This window comes from Pseudomonas sp. RV120224-01b (genome assembly GCF_003208145.1).
GTDB classification, from domain to species: Bacteria; Pseudomonadota; Gammaproteobacteria; order Pseudomonadales; family Pseudomonadaceae; genus Aquipseudomonas; species Aquipseudomonas monteilii.
On the sequence record NZ_QKMQ01000007.1, the window covers coordinates 146,902 to 165,122 of the forward strand.

Annotated in this window: 18 protein-coding genes; 4 read left to right on the plus strand and 14 right to left on the minus strand. The window is 54.5% G+C overall.

The window, feature by feature from the left end; translation table 11 throughout:
• Window positions 1-5 precede the first annotated feature (5 nt).
• On the minus strand, window positions 6-959 hold the full coding sequence (locus N436_RS13440) for an AEC family transporter (protein WP_110741261.1): 954 nt from the start codon (window positions 957-959) through the stop codon (window positions 6-8).
• Between the two features lie 103 nt (window positions 960-1,062).
• Here N436_RS13440 and N436_RS13445 point away from each other — a divergent pair, with 103 nt between their 5' ends.
• On the plus strand, window positions 1,063-1,950 hold the full coding sequence (locus N436_RS13445; RefSeq protein ID WP_110741262.1) for a LysR family transcriptional regulator: 888 nt from the start codon (window positions 1,063-1,065) through the stop codon (window positions 1,948-1,950).
• 27 nt (window positions 1,951-1,977) lie between these two features.
• Here N436_RS13445 and N436_RS13450 read toward each other — a convergent pair whose 3' ends face one another.
• From N436_RS13450 to N436_RS13460, 3 genes are all read right to left on the minus strand, one after another.
• Window positions 1,978-3,291 carry an MFS transporter gene (locus N436_RS13450; RefSeq protein WP_110741263.1) on the minus strand — a complete coding sequence of 438 codons (1,314 nt, stop codon included), beginning with the start codon at window positions 3,289-3,291 and terminating at the stop codon, window positions 1,978-1,980.
• A 74-nt stretch (window positions 3,292-3,365) separates the two neighbouring features.
• Window positions 3,366-4,205 carry a class II aldolase/adducin family protein gene (locus N436_RS13455; protein WP_110741264.1) on the minus strand — a complete coding sequence of 280 codons (840 nt, stop codon included), beginning with the start codon at window positions 4,203-4,205 and terminating at the stop codon, window positions 3,366-3,368.
• Between the two features lie 144 nt (window positions 4,206-4,349).
• Window positions 4,350-4,916, minus strand: a complete 567-nt coding sequence (locus N436_RS13460) for a TetR/AcrR family transcriptional regulator (protein ID WP_110741265.1) — start codon at window positions 4,914-4,916, stop codon at window positions 4,350-4,352.
• 195 nt (window positions 4,917-5,111) lie between these two features.
• Here N436_RS13460 and N436_RS13465 point away from each other — a divergent pair, with 195 nt between their 5' ends.
• Window positions 5,112-5,900, plus strand: coding sequence for an SDR family oxidoreductase (locus N436_RS13465; protein ID WP_110741266.1), 789 nt, complete (start codon window positions 5,112-5,114; stop codon window positions 5,898-5,900).
• A gap of 122 nt (window positions 5,901-6,022) precedes the next feature.
• Here N436_RS13465 and N436_RS13470 read toward each other — a convergent pair whose 3' ends face one another.
• The 10 genes from N436_RS13470 to N436_RS13515 all read right to left on the minus strand — a co-directional run bounded on the left by N436_RS13470 (window position 6,023) and on the right by N436_RS13515 (window position 15,331).
• On the minus strand, window positions 6,023-6,835 hold the full coding sequence (locus tag N436_RS13470; RefSeq protein WP_110741267.1) for an aldolase/citrate lyase family protein: 813 nt from the start codon (window positions 6,833-6,835) through the stop codon (window positions 6,023-6,025).
• Window positions 6,836-6,916: 81 nt separating this feature from the next.
• Window positions 6,917-7,384: a RidA family protein gene (locus N436_RS13475; protein WP_110741268.1), complete on the minus strand. Its 468-nt coding sequence runs from the start codon at window positions 7,382-7,384 to the stop codon at window positions 6,917-6,919.
• A 51-nt stretch (window positions 7,385-7,435) separates the two neighbouring features.
• Window positions 7,436-8,227 carry a 2-keto-4-pentenoate hydratase gene (locus N436_RS13480; protein WP_110741269.1) on the minus strand — a complete coding sequence of 264 codons (792 nt, stop codon included), beginning with the start codon at window positions 8,225-8,227 and terminating at the stop codon, window positions 7,436-7,438.
• 219 nt (window positions 8,228-8,446) lie between these two features.
• Window positions 8,447-8,896: a RidA family protein gene (locus N436_RS13485; protein WP_110741270.1), complete on the minus strand. Its 450-nt coding sequence runs from the start codon at window positions 8,894-8,896 to the stop codon at window positions 8,447-8,449.
• A 64-nt stretch (window positions 8,897-8,960) separates the two neighbouring features.
• A complete protein-coding gene (locus tag N436_RS13490; RefSeq protein WP_110741271.1) occupies window positions 8,961-9,422 on the minus strand; it encodes a YbaK/EbsC family protein in 462 nt (153 codons plus the stop codon).
• A 69-nt stretch (window positions 9,423-9,491) separates the two neighbouring features.
• The gene (locus N436_RS13495) at window positions 9,492-10,409 is read right to left on the minus strand and encodes a pseudouridine-5'-phosphate glycosidase (protein ID WP_256589955.1); all 918 of its coding nucleotides are present in this window, start codon (window positions 10,407-10,409) and stop codon (window positions 9,492-9,494) included.
• A gap of 76 nt (window positions 10,410-10,485) precedes the next feature.
• The gene (locus N436_RS13500; protein ID WP_110741273.1) at window positions 10,486-11,367 is read right to left on the minus strand and encodes a PhzF family phenazine biosynthesis protein; all 882 of its coding nucleotides are present in this window, start codon (window positions 11,365-11,367) and stop codon (window positions 10,486-10,488) included.
• A gap of 98 nt (window positions 11,368-11,465) precedes the next feature.
• Window positions 11,466-12,236 (minus strand): hypothetical protein, encoded by a 771-nt coding sequence (locus N436_RS13505; RefSeq protein ID WP_110741274.1) that lies wholly within the window; start codon window positions 12,234-12,236, stop codon window positions 11,466-11,468.
• 108 nt (window positions 12,237-12,344) lie between these two features.
• Window positions 12,345-13,817 carry a PLP-dependent aminotransferase family protein gene (locus tag N436_RS13510; RefSeq protein ID WP_110741275.1) on the minus strand — a complete coding sequence of 491 codons (1,473 nt, stop codon included), beginning with the start codon at window positions 13,815-13,817 and terminating at the stop codon, window positions 12,345-12,347.
• Between the two features lie 107 nt (window positions 13,818-13,924).
• A complete protein-coding gene (locus N436_RS13515; RefSeq protein ID WP_110741276.1) occupies window positions 13,925-15,331 on the minus strand; it encodes an amino acid permease in 1,407 nt (468 codons plus the stop codon).
• Between the two features lie 657 nt (window positions 15,332-15,988).
• On the opposite strand from N436_RS13515, the gene N436_RS13520 reads away from it, so the two are divergent.
• Together N436_RS13520 and N436_RS13525 are read left to right on the plus strand one after the other, a co-directional pair.
• On the plus strand, window positions 15,989-16,900 hold the full coding sequence (locus tag N436_RS13520; RefSeq protein WP_256589960.1) for a GlxA family transcriptional regulator: 912 nt from the start codon (window positions 15,989-15,991) through the stop codon (window positions 16,898-16,900).
• A 96-nt stretch (window positions 16,901-16,996) separates the two neighbouring features.
• The gene (locus tag N436_RS13525; RefSeq protein ID WP_177410882.1) at window positions 16,997-18,097 is read left to right on the plus strand and encodes a branched-chain amino acid ABC transporter substrate-binding protein; all 1,101 of its coding nucleotides are present in this window, start codon (window positions 16,997-16,999) and stop codon (window positions 18,095-18,097) included.
• The last annotated feature ends 124 nt before the right edge of the window (window positions 18,098-18,221 follow it).

Genomic DNA, 18,221 nt, shown 5'->3' on the forward strand with positions numbered 1-18,221 from the left:
GCCCTTCAAGTGCCTGCCGCCCCAGCATTCATCCAGATCATCAGGCCTGTCAGGGTCGCCAGGGAACCCAAGGTGGAGATCAGGATGGTGCGAGAGATCAGCCCAGCCTCCCGACGATAAAACTCTGCCAACATGAAAGGCCCGGTGCCGGTCGGAAGCGCACTGAGCAGCAGGGCAGAATTTGCCCACATCGATTGAAGCGCGAACACCTTGAACGCGAGGAACCACGTCAGCAACGGCTGCCCCACCAATTTGATGGTTACAAGGGGCCAAGGGCTGCTTTTGCCCGCAGCCGACTTGACCGTTTTCTGGCCGAGAAACAGGCCCAGAGAAATTAGCGCACAGGGCGTGGTTGCTGTTGCCAGCATATCGAGAAAACTCAGGACAGGGTGAGCCAGCGGAATCCCCGTCATGGCCCAGGCAGCACCTGCGATGGGCGCGATGACCAAGGGATTTTTCGAGAGTGCCTTTACGACGACGGCTATCGCTTTGCCGATGCGCCGCTCCTCCTGCAAGCCGACCTCAATGCAAATGACCGCAATCGCGAACAGGACACACACCACAATGAGCGTCGAGATGAGCGCGGGTTGTAGTCCTGAATGACCAAAGACGATGGCACAGAGCGGAATGCCAATGTAGCCGGTATTGGCGTAACCAGCGCTTAAGCCGTCGATGCTGGAGCTGGCAAGGCTATGCCCCGTGCACAGTCGCCAGGCCAGCGTCGCTGCAAAAATTGCCAAGGTGCCGGCACCGAAGGAAATGATGAAACCAGGTTGCCAGATTTCAGCCAATGAAGCGGTCGCGGTCACCTTGAACAGCAAGGCAGGTAAGCAGAGCCACACCACCATTTTGTTGATCTCGGAGGCGGCTTGGTCTCCAAGTCGATTCGTCTTTCGGCAGATAAATCCAGCGAGGATGAGGGCGAAAATGGGTAAAACGATGGCGAGAACGGTGTACATGACTTCCACGGGGGCGAAGGAATTTGGGCTTGCATAGATTAAGATTGCCAACCAATGCAGTCCAATGACTATGGATCTACCAATTGATACCTCTGGAGCATCGATGATCGAGCATCGCCACTTGCGCTATTTTCTAGCCCTTGCCGACCTGCTGCATTATGGCAAGGCATCTGCGCAGGTTAGCGTGACCCAACCTTCCTTAAGTCGTCAGATCGCAGACTTGGAATCCCAGCTCGGGTGCCAGCTCTTTGTGCGCACCTCTCGTTCAGTTGAACTGACCTCGGCTGGCCTAGAGTTTCAGCGCAGCGCGCAATTGGTCATGCAGGCTATGGACTCGGCGATTCGCTCCACCCAGGCCGTAGCCCGGGGTGAGAAAGGAGCGCTTCGCATCGCATTCACGTCCATGATCGCCTGGTCTGGTTTGCCCAAGCTGATCAAGTCCTACGCCGATAGCGCTCCTGGCGTAAATCTGGAGCTGAGCGAGCTGATTCCAAGTGCGTTGATGAAAGCCGTAGAGTCCGGAGAATGCGATATCGGCCTCACCTTCGAGGCAACGGTTCAGCCTCCGTATCAATACCGGGAGTTGCAGCGTGAGTCGCTGAGCATCGCCGTTCCAGCTGATCACCGCCTGGCGCACCAGAAGGTTGTAACCGTTAAAGACCTTGTAGATGAACCCTTTATCTTGAGCCCCCGCAACACTGCATCGGCGCTGCACGATGGCATCGTCCAGCTGTGCCGACAAAACGGCTTTGAGCCCCGTGCTCGGATGTACACCCAACTGCAAGGGACGATCGTGAACCTGGTTGGAGAAGGGCTAGGGGTCTCTATAATTCCAACCGCCATGTCGAAGTCGAACCCAGAGTCAGTTCGATTCGTACGGATCGACGATGCCCCCGAGCTGGCTCTGGGAATGGTTTGGAACACGACCAACTCGAACCCGTGCCTCTCTGCCTTCATCCAGTCTGTGGACGCCCGCCTCGACGAGACATGATCGAGCACGAGCTCCGACTCTAACTCGCTAGCGGTTCACCACCCCTTTCGGCATTGATAAGCAGACCACTGCAGCACAAATCAGCGCCGCTGCGATGCAGTACAACGCGATGCTGGTCGACCCTGTGGAATCCTTCACCCAGCCGATCAGATAAGGGCTTATGAAGCCCGCCAAGTTACCGATGGAGTTGATCATCGCGATACCGGCAGCTGCTGCGACCCCGCCCAGGAACGCGGGAGGGTAGCACCAGAACTGGCTCATGGCAGTCATCACACCCATGGCTCCGATCGAGAGAAACGCAACCGTCAGGATAGGGTTCTGCTCCGTAGTAGTAGCAAGCACCAAACCCATTGCGCCAATCACTGCCGGCACCGCCGCATGCCATCGACGCTCCAACACATTGTCGGAATGTCGCCCAGTCATGACCATCGCAATCGTGGCCAACGCGTACGGTATGGTGGTCAGCAGCGAGACTTCAGCAGCGCTCTGAACCCCGGAGTTCTTGATGAGCGATGGCAGCCAGAACGTGATCCCATTCAAGCCCATCATCACACCGAAGTAGCCTGCACTTAGCAGCCAAACCTTAAGATTGGTGAAAGCGCTGAATGCGGAATGTCCGTGATGCGAATGGGCCTCTCCCTCAAGGTTGCGCTTGAGAATGGCCTTCTCTTCCTGGGTGAGCCACTTGGCATCGTCGGGATTGTCACGCAAGTACACCAGGACAACGAATCCAGCGACGATCGAGGGTATTGCTTCGAGCGCGAACAGCCATTGCCAAGCTGAGAAGCCGTGCCAGCCGTGGGTGGTCGACATGATCCAACCCGAAAGTGGGCCACCCAAAACCCCTGCCATCGGAATGCCCGTCAGGAACATCGCGGTGATTCTTCCCCGCCGCGAGGACGGGAACCAGTAGGTCAGATACAAAATGATGCCGGGGAAAAATCCGGCCTCTGCTACGCCCAAGAAAAACCTGAGAGTGTAGAACATGGCAGGTGTCTGTACAAATACCATGCAGGCCGACAACACGCCCCAACTTACCATGATGCGAGCGATCCAACGGCGGGCGCCGACCTTGTGCAGCATCATGTTGCTCGGCACTTCAAAAATGAAATAGCCGAAGAAGAATATCCCTGCCCCCAGCCCATAAACGGTTTCGCTGAACTTCAGTTCGTCCAGCATCTGCAGCTTGGCGAAACCTACGTTCACCCGATCGAGGTAGGCGAAGACATAGCAAAGAAAGAGAAATGGAATCAGTCGTAGGGTCAAGCGCGCGTACAGCTTTGACTCTTTCGGGGTGGAACGCGAATCAGGGACGCAGGCAGCATCAAGAGCATTAGGCATCTGCCTATCTCCAGTCATTGTTATTGTGTGGCGAGCAAGAAAAGGCGCCGCCCGGACGGGCAGCGCCTGAGTACTTACGAGAACATGTCAGGCTGTTCAGCCGCGATCTTGTCGTAGAGCGCCTGGAAGTGCAGCCAGCCAATGAACGGGCTACCGACGTTCTCACGGCTGTAGCGGCAGCGCTCCGGCGATACCAGTTTCGGCGTGATGCCCGAAGCCTCGATCAGCAGTTGCTGCTGGCAGCAACGTTCCAGCGCGATGAACCAGAACGCAGCTTCGTCGATGCTGTGGCGGCTAGCAGTCAGCAGGCCGTGGTTCTGGTGAATGGCGGCTCGTACATCCTTGAAGTAGTCGCAGACTGCGTTACCTGCCTTGGCCTCCACCGCGACGGCACCGGCTTCAGCAGTGATGACCACGTGGTCTTCGAAGAACACAGCAGCATCCTGGGTGATAGGAAGCAGTGGCCGCCCGGTCGAGGCCCAGGCACCACCGTAGATGGTGTGCGCATGGCACATGGCAACGATATCCGGATGCGCTTCGTGCACCGCAGCGTGCAGCACGAAACCGGCACGGTTGATGGCGTACTCGCCCTGCACCACTTTGCCCTTGTGATCGGCCAGGATCAGGTTGGACATTTTGACCTTGGAGAAGTGGACAGCCATCGGGTTCGTCCAGTACAGCTCGGGGAACTCCGGGTCGCGCACGGTCAGGTGGCCGGCGAAACCGTAATCAAGACTGTGCTCAGCGAATGCGCGGCACGCAGCTACCAGGTGCTTCTTGCGGTACTGGCGCTCTTCTTCGAAGCTCTTGAACTCAGGGATCTCGGGAAAGATGAGCCCTTCCTGTTCAGGCTGATAGATCGAAATGCGTTTCTTGCCGCCTGCAGTTGGGTCAAGTTTGAGTACCGATTCCACGATTACCACCTCTGGTTATTGTTTGGGGTGGCGTCATGGTCTCGGTCGGGGACTTTGGTGACAAACGATCCGTTTTCAAGCAAGGCTCAATAAAATTCAGCCTCAGCATTCTTTGCCTGCCTTGAGGGAACAAGCAGCTTCAAGTCACTCGAGAGAATTCAGAATCTCTTTACGACAAGCATCCAGAATTTCGTCTGCAATCTGGGAGTCGTCGGGACAAGCACGAGACAGAATTACTGCTCCTACGCAATGGGCGATAACACTGAGCATCTTTGCCCGCTGGGAAGCACCATCTTCGAGTTCGCTCACCCTGCCTTCGTTCGCAAGTACCGTAGCCAACTGCTCGACGCCTTGGTTGAAGACGGCCTTCACCTGAGCATCCTGCCGAGCAGCGTCAGCGCCCAGGGAGGCCAGCGTACAGCCCTGACCTGGCGCATCACGGTGTTTACGAGACACGTAGTGCGAGACGAAATCCACTGCAGACGCACCATCGGCAGCCTCTGCAACCTGGGAAATCCCACACGCCGAAGCCAGTGCCATGAGGTCACTTTTCGATTCGAAATGCTTGTAGAACCCACCATGGGTGAGGCCAGCCGCTGACATAAGGTCAGCAATACCAACGCCGTCAAAGCCTCGCTCACGAAACAGCTCTGATGCGGTGGTGACCACACGCTGGCGATTCTCCAGCGACTGCGCTTTGGTGACCCTCATTTCTTCCCTCCTTCACCAAGCATTCTCACTGGCCAGCATACATTGATGATGATCACAATCAAACACCTTGACCGTTTTGATTATGGTCATCATCATAGATTTGCGTTCTCTGTAGGTGTTGGTAAGCAGGTGTAGTCCGCCAACACATTCAGGAAAAAACGTCGAAAAATCCCCGTATTCAGGAGTGATTAACTCATGACCGTAAGACCAACCGTTCTCATTACCGGCGCCTCCTCTGGCATCGGGGCAACCTACGCAGATCGATTTGCCCGCCGTGGCCACAACCTTGTACTGGTCGCTCGGGATGCAACGAGACTCGAAGCTCTCGCCCATGAGCTTGAGCGCGAGAATGGGATCACTGCAGAGATACTCCGCGCCGACCTCACCCAGCCGGACGAACTCGCAGCTGTTGAGAAACGCTTGCGGGAGGACGCTCAGATCGGCGTACTCATCAACAACGCCGGAGCGAGCTTGATGGGAAGCTTCGTGGATCAGACGACCGACGATATCGAGCAATTGATCAGCTTGAACACCGTCGCACCTACTCGCCTGGCAAGTGCGATTGCACCCAGGCTCGCCCAGGCCGGCTCAGGAGCCATCGTGAACATCAGCTCGGTCGTCGGGCTTGCGCCAGAGTTTGGCGTGTCCGTTTACGGTGCCACGAAAGCTTTCGTGCTTTTCCTGTCACAGGGGTTGAGTCAAGAGCTGGCGCCGAAGGGCGTTTACGTGCAAGCAGTCCTGCCTGCCGCAACAGCCACAGAGATTTGGCAGCGGTCTGGGCTGCCAGAGGAATTCCGACCGCCGCTGATGGAGGTCGGGAAATTGGTCGATGCTGCGTTGGTGGGTTTTGATCGCAAAGAGAGCATCACCATTCCTCCTCTTCACGACCAGTCCCAGTGGGAAACCTACTCTTTGGCTCGCCAATCAATGCTGCCAGGGTTTGCGACCACCGAGCCTGCCGAGCGCTATCAAAACCTGGGTTGAAGTTGATGACCTGGCGAGCTAGCCCTTCAAGGACTGGCTCGCCTGCTCACTGCGCTCGTACCAAAGTGCCCCACCTCATTTGAACGTCTTGCAGCACCGTTGACGTTGAATGAACATGGGTTTCAGTACGAGCCAGTCGGCGCTGACGACGATCGATCGCTCTTGAACACCCCTACCGTTTCTTCAAGCTTGCCCCTGAGGGCGAGGAGATCGATTGCTACGGCAACAAACAAAGCTCCCAGATCCAGGCATTCTTTCGCGCGGACAGGATCGATCATCAAGATGCCAGGGGCTTTCCCGCACGCCTTGATACGACGGATAGCATCATTGATGGCAGCATCGACAGCTGGATGGCGGGGATTTTCTGCGTACCCCATGCTTGCCGACAAATCAGCTGGGCCAATAAAAACGCCATCAACACCTTCTACAGAAGCGATCTCTTCGAGCTTCTCCAGAGCGGATGCGGTTTCGATTTGAACGAGAACGCACATATCCTGGTCAGCGGTCAGGGCATAGTTTGGCGCACGGCCAAAATCAGAGGCCCGCGTCGCACCTCCCATCCCGCGCACGCCATTAGGGGCATACCGAGTTGCGGCCACAGCTGCTTTTGCTTCTTCCGCATTCTGGACAAATGGCAGGAGAAGGGTTTTTGCGCCGATATCCAGGTAGCGCTTGATGAGCACGGTGTCGTTCCAGGCGGGCCTGACGACCGAATGAGTGCGATGACTGTTGTTGGCTGCTGCAGCGTCAACCGCTTGCAGTTGGTGCATCATCATGGTGACTTCGGTTGGGGTGTGCTCTGTGTCAAGCAGCATCCAGTCATATCCGCAGCCCGCAATCAGCTCGGAGATGTAGGGGTAAGGAAGCGTTGACCATATGCCAATTTGCGGTCTGCCTTCGGCCAGCGCGCGCTTGAATTCGTTTTTGCTGCTCATCTCAAGCCTCTCTTTTCATCCGCTAGTGACGTGCCATGCCGGGAAACAAACGCTGCGTAGTTCGCGCAGCGTTTGCAGCTGTTACTCCGGATAAATCTCAACAACCATCTCGGCTTCAAACGCCATCCCGAAGGCCAGCTCGTGGGCCGAGAGAGCACTTCGTGCGTGGACGCCCTTCTCGCCAAAGACATCGAGCATGAGCTGCGAATATCCGTTGACGATCGAGGGCTGTTGCTGGAAACCAGGTGCGCTTCGCACCCAAGCCAGTACCTTGACGATGCGCTTCACTCGATCAAGCGAACCGAGTTCGGCTTTCAGAACAGCCAAGGCATTCAAGCCAGTGAGGCGCGCGGCTTCGCGCCCTTGGTCTTCAGTGAGATCGGAGCCGACACATCCCACATACTTGACGTCACGGCCTACGAGAGGGCCCTGACCCGAGAGAAACACGAGATTGCCTGCACGGACACTGCCGACATAGGAGCCCGCCGCTGGTGGGGCAGTTGGGAGTTCGATACCAAGCTCTTCCAAACGCAAGTCGATCGATTGCATCGTCACAGTCCTCTGTAAGTAATTTTTATGGTGAAAACCAAGGTTCAGGGCTTATCGCCCGAACTCAACGGAGACGCTGCCCAGCCCTTCGATGCGAGCTTCAAAGCGATCCCCTGCTTCGGCACTCACCATCGGGCCGAGTGCGCCGGTCAGAATCGCGTCACCTGCACGCAAGGGGGTACCAAGCTTGTACAACGAGCGTGCGAGCCAAACTGCAGCGTTGATGGGATGCCCCATGCAGAGTTCACCGCGCCCCTCGGATACCAGCTCACCGTTTCGGTGCATGGTCATCGAGCAGTTGGCCAGATCAACGTCGAGAATCGGTTTCGGTGATGCGCCTACCACATACATGGCCGCTGCCGCGTTATCAGCAACCGTGTCAGTGATTCGGATATCCCAGTCTTGCAGCCGGCAATCCACAATTTCCAAGGAAGCAACTGCAAAGTCCGTAGCTCGGATAATGTCGCTGAAAGTGACCATCTCATGATCAAGGTCACGGTTGAGCACAATCATGATCTCAGCCTCGACTTTAGGGCGTATCAGTCGATTAGTAGGCACTACCCCACCATGGCCGATTTCCATGTCAGCGAAGATTGCACCAAAGTCTGGTTCAAACACGTTTAACTGCTGCTGGACAGTTTTAGCGGTAATACCAATCTTCCGCCCCGAGATCCGGCGCCCTCGCTCCAACTCACGGGCAATATTGTGCTGTTGGATCGCGTAAGCGAGTTCAATATCTTTTTCGCCAATGAGGTCACGAATTGGGCTGCATGGCACGCGCTCTTTCTCTGCATCCCACAAGCGCTGGGCAGCCGCAGTAATAAGCTCTTGTTTGCTTGACATACTAATCCTCTCAGAATGTTCGACAACCACAATGAAGCGGCGCCAGCTCACCGCCAAACAATGTTATTCGCTAAAATTTCGCTGGGTGTTACATCGGAGTGCGTAAGAAACTTGCAAGAATGCTACGCCTGCCTGAATTGACTACAGTGCGAAGAAAAATGGACATTTGAGGACAGCTTTCGGTCTCCGGCTTTCGGCCGCCCCTCGAACCCAATCAGCTCAGGACTTGACAGCCATGCACTCAACTTCCACTCGCGAGCCCAGCGCAAGGCCGCTAACTTGGACAGCACTCCTCGCCGGGTAGTGCTTAGGCTTGAAGTAACCTTTGTAAATATCGTTGAAAGCAGGCCATTCCTTTAAGTCAGCAAGGAACACCGTACACTTGACGACATCACCCATAGAATATCCATGAGCTTCCACAACCGTCTTTATGTTGTCCATCGTCTGCCGGGTTTCGGCCTCGATCCCGCCCGGAGCCAGTTTTTGGGTGTCAGCAACCAAGCCAACCTGCCCAGACAGATAAAGAACCTTATCAACTTGTACGGCTTCGGAGAACGGAAGATCGCCCTTCACCACTTTTCCGGAGTTCAAAAATTTAGTTTCAGCAGACGCGGTAGTAGCGGCTAAAATTGCCAACATACCTACGGTTAGAATTCGTATACTCTTCATGGTTCGTCCTTTAAGCTGGAGGTTGGTAGTTGAGGTTTAACCTGATAAGAGATTCAACAGAGAGTCACCGCTGGACGACATCGACCCACTGAGCATCGACTAAAGCGGCTAGACGAGCTGGCTCAATTCGTACCGCAGAGTTCGTAGCGCCCCCAGCCGGGAAGACAACATCGAAGTCTTTAAGCGAGTGATCGCAGAAAACTCGCAGAGGCTGGCAAAGGCCCAGGGGTGATACGCCTCCGATCGGATGGCCAGTCTGACGCTCCACCTCTTCCGCTTCGAGCATGCGCGCCTTCACGCCAAACTGTTGCTTGTACTTGCGATTGTCCAAACGAGCGTCACCCCGAACTACTAGAACAATCACTTCTTCACCTACACGCAGGGACAGCGACTTGGCGATCTGTCCTGGCTCGACCTCCAGCGCCTGGGCTGCTTGGGCTACGGTCGCCGTGCTAGCCTGAAGCTCAAAAACCTCCACATCTGGAGAGTGGTGCGCAAGAAATGCTTTGACAGACTGCAGACTCATTTTGAAATCATCCCTTGAAAGCTGGTCAACGCGTCAAACATGCAGCCGTTCGGCTGAAACGTGACGTGATTAACTGCGTGCGTAGGCCACTGCAATTTCTGCCGCAAGCCTGGCGTTACTAAGGTTCATCTGCCTGCTCGCCTCGCTCGTGCCGCCAGTCAAGCTACGAATGTGGGAGACCAGATAGGGGGTTAGCGCTTTGCCCGATATGCCATCGATTTCTGCCTTCGCGAGCGCTTGCTCAATCGCTCGTTCGATTGGCTCTCTCGGTAACGCATATTGCTGAGGGATCGGGTTAGCGATCACCAACCCTGTGCCCAGATTTAGCTCAGCGTTCACCCGCATGACCTTGGCTATCCGGTGAGCATCATCGAAGCGCACATCGACGTCGAAGTCGCTGTCGCGGCAGTAGAAGCCCGGTAACAAGGTGGTGCGATACCCAATGATTGGTACCCCGTGCGTTTCCAGGTACTCAAGAGTCAGCCGGACATCAAGGATTGACTTGATGCCGGCGCAGACAACCGCAACGGGCGTGCAGGAAAGCTCTTGAAGATCCGGGGAGATATCAAAGCTTTCTGAAGCCCCTCGATGCACACCGCCCAAACCACCAGCGGAGAACACTCGAATGCCCGCCAGGTGGGCAATGATCATGGTCGCCGCGATGGTTGTAGATCCTGTTCCGCCCGAGGCAATCAAGATTGCGATGTCACGGCGACTTACCTTGGGAGCCTCGCCCCCCAGCTTCCCCAAACGGTCTAACTCATCACGACTAAGACCGACCTTGATTCGACCATCGATGATCGCGCAGATGGCAGGTGTTGCGCCGTGGCTGAGGACTTCGGCCTCCAACTCCAGGGCGATATCAACGTTGCTCGGCCATTGCGCACCGTAGGAGATAATCGATGACTCCAGAGCAACCACTGGACGGTTCTCACTCAAAGCCGCCGCAACTTCAGGATGAACATCGATTAACTCTGTGGTAATCACTACAGCCTCCACGACCAGAACGTTGACTGGATATGACCGATTTCAAAATGTGGGGAGCGACACCTCCCCGCTTCGCTCATGCCAAGGTGATAGAGCCGTCGATGCAGGTGACCGCCTCGCCGCCAACCCTGATCGTCTGATCTTGAATATTGAGATGAATGGTACCGGCACGCCCCAGGATCAAACCTTGACTGGCTTGCACGCTTTCCCCGAAGTATCCGGTCTGGCCCGTGTGTCGAATGAACGCCGCCATGGCGCCATTGCCGCTGCCGCAAACTGGGTCTTCACTTACCCCGCATGCAGGCGCATACGCCCTCACTTCCACATCAGCAGGGCCTTCATCTTTGTACTCACCAAAAATGATGACACCGGTGGCTTTGGCCTCAAGGTTGTCCACCTTCATCGGCTCCAGTGCTGGGCGGTTCTGGAGCACGGCTTCCGCACTGACCAATTGGGCGACAACCCAACGAGCACCGACGTCAACCAAACAAGGGGTGAACTCGCGCAAAATAGGAGTACCCAGGCTCGCTTCCAGGCGATCGACTTGCCCATCATCGAGAGGTGAAATCTTTGGGGTGGGCAGCTCGAAGGCGATCTGCTGACTTCCGCTGGCGTCTACCTTGACGTCCAGCTTGATGAGACCTGCACCGCACTCCTGGATCAGCACACCGTTTTTCGGAGTGACCAGGCCCGCCTCGATGAGCGCATGCGCGGTACCAATGGTTGGGTGGCCTGCAAAAGGAAGCTCCGACCCAGGAGTAAAAATACGAACCCGGTAGTCCGCTTCCGCTTGGGTCTTGGCGATGACAAACGTGGTTTCAGACAGATTCGTCCAGTGAGCGATCTGCTGCATCTGCTCGTCAGTCAGGTCATCCGCCTGAAGCACGACAGCCACAGGGTTGCCCTTGTAGCGCTTGGAGGTGAAAACATCGACTTGCTTAAAGCCAACCTGTTTCATATTCGGCACACCCTGTAGAGAACATCAACGAGCTCTGAGTATAGGGGGCAGATTTTTCAGGATACAGACGCAGTACTTATCCGATTTTATGGGTACAGTCAGAAGGATCCGGTCGGCTTGAGCATAGCGATTTCGGCATGAATGACAGTACCGGATTGGGATGGCCTGACACTGAAAAGAGAACGCTGCGCCTCGAATTGGGCAACCAGCAGCGAAGACAATTGCGCGGACACCACGGCAGGCTCGCAATCGGAAGCCCTGAGGAGATGATCCGCCAAGACAGTGCGCTCCAGGTAAAACAAATCGTCAAATGCATGCTGGATAGAGTCGGAGCATACCGCAATCCCCAACTGCCCTAGCATCAGAATTTCTGTCGCTTCAATGGCCACAGACGAATTGCCTCCTGCCGCGTAGACGTTGCTCGCATCACCATACCGCCAGTGCTTGAAAGTCCTCTCGCCCGCCCTTCGCGAAAACCGCCCCAAGGCATCAATACCGCCCTGGCCACACCCGCTCAGCGATTCAACGATGTGTGGCGAGAAGAGGTGAAGCACCCAAGACTTTCCGGATACCGCATGCATGCCTAAATGGGCTTGAACCATGCGCTGATCGAAGTTCTGCCCTTGCTGCGCATACGAGTGCCCCGGCCCAGCTGCCACAACATGATCTGCTGTAACGCCTGCCCAACTGGTTGAGGCGCACATCAGCAGGGCATCAGACCTGCCAGGCACCAACGCGGTGAAGCATGCAGTTGTAGGCCCAGCGATCCCGAAATACTCAGCCGCGCGAAGTGCCAAAGCCAATGCTTGCCGGGGAGACTGCACGTCATCGGCGGAGCACCATGCTTTCTTGTTTTCAGAGTCGCTCATGATATCGACCCGGTGATATTGACTGGGCTAAAGACGAGGTGCACCAGCCCCCGCTACCCGGGGCAGGCCACTCGGGACGATACGAAGAGTGAAGGAAGGTGTATAGATTCAGTTAACAGATCGTAGACTGGGTACAGTTGAAGTGCTTGAGCGTTTCGCCAGGTTGCATGCCAACTCCCCTAGCTTCGCCACCGCGCCAGTGAAGCGGTCGTCCACCTCTTGGCAGCAGGTCAAACGGATGCAGTTCTGGAATCGTTCGCCCTTCGAATACAGATGACCAGGCATAATCACAATATCGTGTGACAGCGCATCCTGGGCCAACAGCATGCTGTCCACGGACTCGGGTAGCTCAATCCATAGCACAAATCCACCCTGAGGTTGGGTAGCCCGCGTCCCCGCTGGAAAATGGCGGGAGATCAAACTCCTTACAGAACCGATCTGAACCTGGTACAAGCGGCGCAATGTTTTCAAATGGCGCTCGTACCCACCATTCTTCAGGAATAGTCCTATCGTTTCACACAAAATCATCGACTCCGATGCACTGGAGCAGAACTTGAGTCGCTGTACTGATTTAGTGAATCTGCCGGCTTCCAACCAGCCAACGCGGTAGTCAGGTGCCAAAGTCTTCGAGAAACCACCGCACACCAGCACCCATCCATCCTTGTCGAAAGATTTCAGCGTTGGCTGGAGGGGCTCTGTGAACTGGAGCTCGGCGTAAATGCTGTCTTCGATCACTGGCACTTGATGGAACGCCGCCAATTCCGCAAGTCGTCGCTTGTGCTCGATCGGCATGGTATAGCCGAGCGGGTTTTGGACGGTGGGCATACAGACAATAGCTGCCAAGGTCTTATCAGCCAGTAACGCTTCAACGTCGGCCATGACGAACCCAGTGCGTGGATGCGTCGGAATCTCGATCCCCTTGAGCCCGAGGCTATGCAGTAACGGGTAGAGGTTGAAGTAGCTTGGCGCCTCAATACCGATAGCGTCACCGGGGCGTGCCACGACGCGAAGCGCTAACTGCAAGGCTTCAGTGGTACCGTGTGTCAGGCAGATATTTTCAGCCTCAAACGACATGCCGAGGCGAACGGAACGACGGACGATCTCGTATCGCAGGAGCTGAGAACCAGGCGGCAACACGTAGGAAGCCACCAGGTATCGCTGATTCTGCAGAACGGTGCGAGTTAGCTTGGCCAATGCCTCACTTGGAAAAAAGCGTTTCCCACGAGGACTGGCAAACGCCAAGTCGATACTGGATGGGCGCTGATGCGCTTTCAGCATCTGGGACAGAAGATCGCTTTCAGAATCGGCGCTGACAGGTGTCACCTGCGGCTCTAATGGGCAATCTAGCTCGGGGAGGACACCACTCACCTCAAAACCTGATTGTGGACGCGAAGCGATGAGCCCTTGATCCTCCAGTAATCGATACGCGGCAACAACAGTGTTCATGCTGAGTCGATTATGAGACGCACAGTCGCGAAGCGAGGGCATGCTCGTGCCAACCGGTAGACGCCCAGTAGAGATCGCCTCGGCGATCTCATCGGCGAGCTGTTTGTAGAGGGGTACAAAGCCGCGAGAGCTCATTCCTGGGAAATCCTGAACAAGAATTTTCGCGGAGCATCTTAAAGCGAAACCCAGGCAAGAGCCACAGAGAGCATGGCCTTGCCGGGTATCTCCGCTTCGTCTCGACCTTAGTTCACGCCTTCGACTGGCATGACAGACACGCTTCGTTTCGAAAACTGAAGCCGGTAGAGAATTGCTAAGACGACAAACCAGATTGGCATCGCTGCCAAGGCTGTTGCGGTGTCCTTTTCAAAGGACATCAAGAGGATGACGAAGCTGAAAAAGACCAAGCAAGCCCAGCTCATAAATATCCCTGCAGGCATTTTGAACATGGATGCCTGATGGAGATGAGGATCGCGCTTACGGTACACCAGATAAGCTGCAACAATCATCGACCAGATGAAGATGCACAATATTGCCGTTACAGTGGAAAGAATGGTGAAAGCCTTCATGACCTCAGGAACAACAAAGAGCATCAGTAGCCCCAGGAGCATGCAACCAGTTGAAAACAGCACAGCAACGTATGGTACAGAGGATTTAGAAAGATATCGGAAAATCGCTGCCCCCTTCCCTTTTGAGCTCATACCAAACAGCATGCGGCTAGTTGCGAAAACCCCGCTGTTCGCCGAAGACATCGCAGAGCTGATAACGACCATATTGATGATGGCTGCGGCTGCTGGTAAACCAGCCATCAAAAACAGCTGCACGAATGGACTTTTATCGGCTGCGATTCCACCCCAAGAGGAGACGGAGATAATGCAGGTGATTGAGAGGATATAGAAAAATAGAATCCGGAAAGGTACTGCATTGATAGCTTTAGGCAGTGTTCTCTCAGGATTTTTAGTTTCCGCTGCCGTCGTCCCGATCAGTTCAATACCTACAAATGAGAAGGCCGCAATCTGGAAGCCAGCAAAGAATCCGGCAATACCATGCGGCAGGAAAGCATTTCGGTCTATTACGTGAGTCAGCGAAGCCTCAACACCAGATGGTGATACAAAAGAAGTCGCGATCATCACCACCCCGGTCGCAATCAATGCACCAATAGCAACAACTTTGATCAAAGCAAACCAAAACTCCATCTCGCCAAAGACCCGAACAGCAAACAGGTTCAACGTCAGCAGGACAGCAAGAACACCCAAGGCGGGTATCCAGGTAGGGAGATCCGGATACCAGAACTGCAAGTACCCCCCCACCACTACACAGTCAGCAATGGTACCCACCACCCACATTAGCCAGTACGACCAACTGACGAAGAAACCGGCCCAAGCCCCCAGGTAGTGCGCACAGAAATCCGAGAACGACCTGTACTCGGTATTGGACAATAGGACTTCCCCCATCGCACGCATTACGAAGAAGATAAAAAACCCTATGATTGCATACGTCAGAAGAATCGACGTCCCGGATAGGCTGATGGTTTTACCTGCGCCCATGAACAATCCTGTCCCTATCGCGCCACCAATCGAGATCAACTGAACATGCCGATTACTCAAGCCACGGTGCAACTCTGCCGTTTTATCGAGTCGTTCAAGCTCCATAACCGCTATACCTTTATTTTAGTTAAAATTAACCTGGCGAGTGAAACTCCCGCCAAGCCAAGCGATAGGCAAGAAAAGTACAACTAAACCACTCATCTTATTCTGATGACCATGACCCTAAAGTCAAAGCACCACTAATAAATCCGAAAAGCACAAAATGCTTAAGGAGCCTCTCTCCATATATCCATAAAGTCTCGCTTCAACTGAGTGAAAGCCGCGAGTTGGTTTCGCGGACATGTAAAAAGCTGTACCCCTTTCACGGAACATCTCTATTCTTGAGCCGAGCCAGCTATTCGTACATGGTCAGAATCGCCACATTTTATGCGAAATAGGACAGCCGGCGCTGCCCTTCACACGATTTACAGCAATCGCCTAGCAGCCCCTCATCTTAATTAGCAACAGCCTGAACTGTACCCAAAAATAATCAATAGCACTGTGACTAGCACCACTTGGATACAGCATGGATAGTATCTAGCGGAACAAAGCAGCCTGATCATGGAGGGGAGCCATGCTAACTTTCCGACTTCAACCTAGAGCACTAATCATTGAGGCTACTCTCTGATGCCTCGGGCAGCAATCGTCGTCTACAACGGTAGCTACCTTTCAATTATTGGCGGCTACGCGGACTTACTCCATGTAGCGAATGCTCACTTGAGCATGTATCAAACCGCCCCCACCAAAAAGTTCGAATGGAACTTTGTCTCACTTGAAGGCGGACAAATTACTACCTGTAACGGGGTTCAGGTCTCTACACAGAAGATATCAAAATCCGACAAATTCGATATCGTTTTTGTCCCCGGCGCCTTTTACGCGGGCAGCAAACCTTTCGGGAAGTTACTAGCTGACCAAGGCATGCTTTACTCGTGGCTCCAAGATCAATGGTATGCAGGCTCCTATCTGGTTTCGTGCTGCACAGGCACCTTCATACTGGCAGAATCCGGGCTGCTCGCTGGGAAAACTGCCACAACCACGTGGTGGCTCGCTGAGCAGTTCCGAACTCGATACCCAAAGGTAACTTTGGATTTGGAGCCTGTTCTCACTGAGCATGACAAGATCCTCTGTGCAGGCGCATCTGCTTCCTACTTATTGCAAGCACTCCAGATCATAGAGACCTTTGCCGGAGCGACAGTTGCCTCACAATGCGCAAAAACGCTACTGATAGACACTAGCCAAACCAAGCACACCCCCTATATTCCTTTCTTGGCAGATCGTCTTCATACCGACTCACTTGTGCATAAAGCACAACATTACTTGCAAAAAAATTATAGGACAGAAATCAAGATATCTCGACTATCCGCTTCACTGGGTGTTAGTGAGCGAACTTTGATTCGTAGATTCCAGCAATCACTGGAGCAGTCCCCCCTCGTTTATCTACAAGGACTTCGAATAGCCACAGCACAAGAGCTACTTCGCGAAGGTGATTTAAGCGTTGAATCCATAGCCGCCCTGGTTGGATACACAGACACCAGCTCGTTTTGTAGGCTATTCAAGCAAAAAGTCGGCACGACCCCAGGGGCATTCCGAAGCAAGATCAGATCTTTCTCAGCACAAACACAACGTACAAGTTAGGCCCGTCTCGCAATAACACAAAAAAAGTCCAACCAACCACTACTACACATGGATATTTTCATGCCCGCAAAACAAGAAAACTTTAAACGCTCGAAAATGATCGGCGCTATCTCTGCTGCGCTGTTGAGCATCTGCGCAAGCCAAGCTCATTCCGCTGACCCAATCAGGATCGCCCTAGTTGGCCCTGTAACGGGTGCGGTCGCTCAGTATGGCGACATGGTTTTCATGGGCAGCAAGATGGCCATCGAACAGATCAACAAGGCCGGTGGGGTGAATGGCTCTGAACTCGAAGGTGTAGTGTATGACGACGCCTGTGATCCCAAGCAGGCCGTTGCTGTGGCTAACAAGATCGTCAACGATGGTATCCACTACGTGGTAGGCCACACCTGCTCCAGTTCAACGCAACCCGCATCGGGCATCTACGAGGATGAAGGGATCCTGATGGTAACGCCTACCGCCACTAGCCCTGAAATCACCGCCCAGGGCTACGAGCTTGTCTTCCGCACAATCGGCCTGGACAACATGCAGGCACCGATCGCCGCTCGGTATGTAGCTGACACCGTAAAGCCGAAAGCAGTTGCCGTGCTCCACGACAAGCAGCAATACGGCGAGGGCATTGCGTCCGCATTTCGTCAGGAGTTGTTGACCAAGGGTCAAAATGTGGTGCTGTTCGAAGGCCTGAACGCTGGTGACCGCGACTTCTCATCAATCGTGACCAAGATGAAAAAAGAAGGCGTGGATTTTGTCTACTACGGCGGCTATCACCCCGAGCTGGGCCTCCTACTGCGTCAGTCGGCAGAGAAAGGCCTGAAAGCCCGCTTCATGGGCCCGGAGGGCGCCGGCAACAAGGAGCTTTCTGCTATCGCCGGGGAGGCGTCTGAAGGCCTGCTGGTCACTTTGCCCAAAACTTTCGACCAAGATCCGAAGAATGAGAACTTGGTCGCTGAATTTAAAGAACACAAGCAAGATCCTACCGGGCCTTTCGTCTTCCCAGCTTATGCGGCGGTGCAGGTTATTGCCGACGGCTTGAAGCTCGCAGGCGAAGATGATCCGTCGAAAGTCGCCTCAGCCATGCGCGCGAACACGTTCGACACGCCTGCTGGCCAGCTGGCATTCGATGACAAGGGTGATCTGAAGGACTTCAGCTTCGTGGTTTACGAATGGCATAGGGATGGTTCGAAAACCGAAGTCAAATGACTCTTAGATATGGCGACAGCGGCCTCGCTGAGGTTGATCTGGACAGCCCGTCTGCGATGCGCCCATACGATCTGCAAGCTACATACCTGACTGACCGAGTTCAGTCAGCAACCTAAAAAGAAGA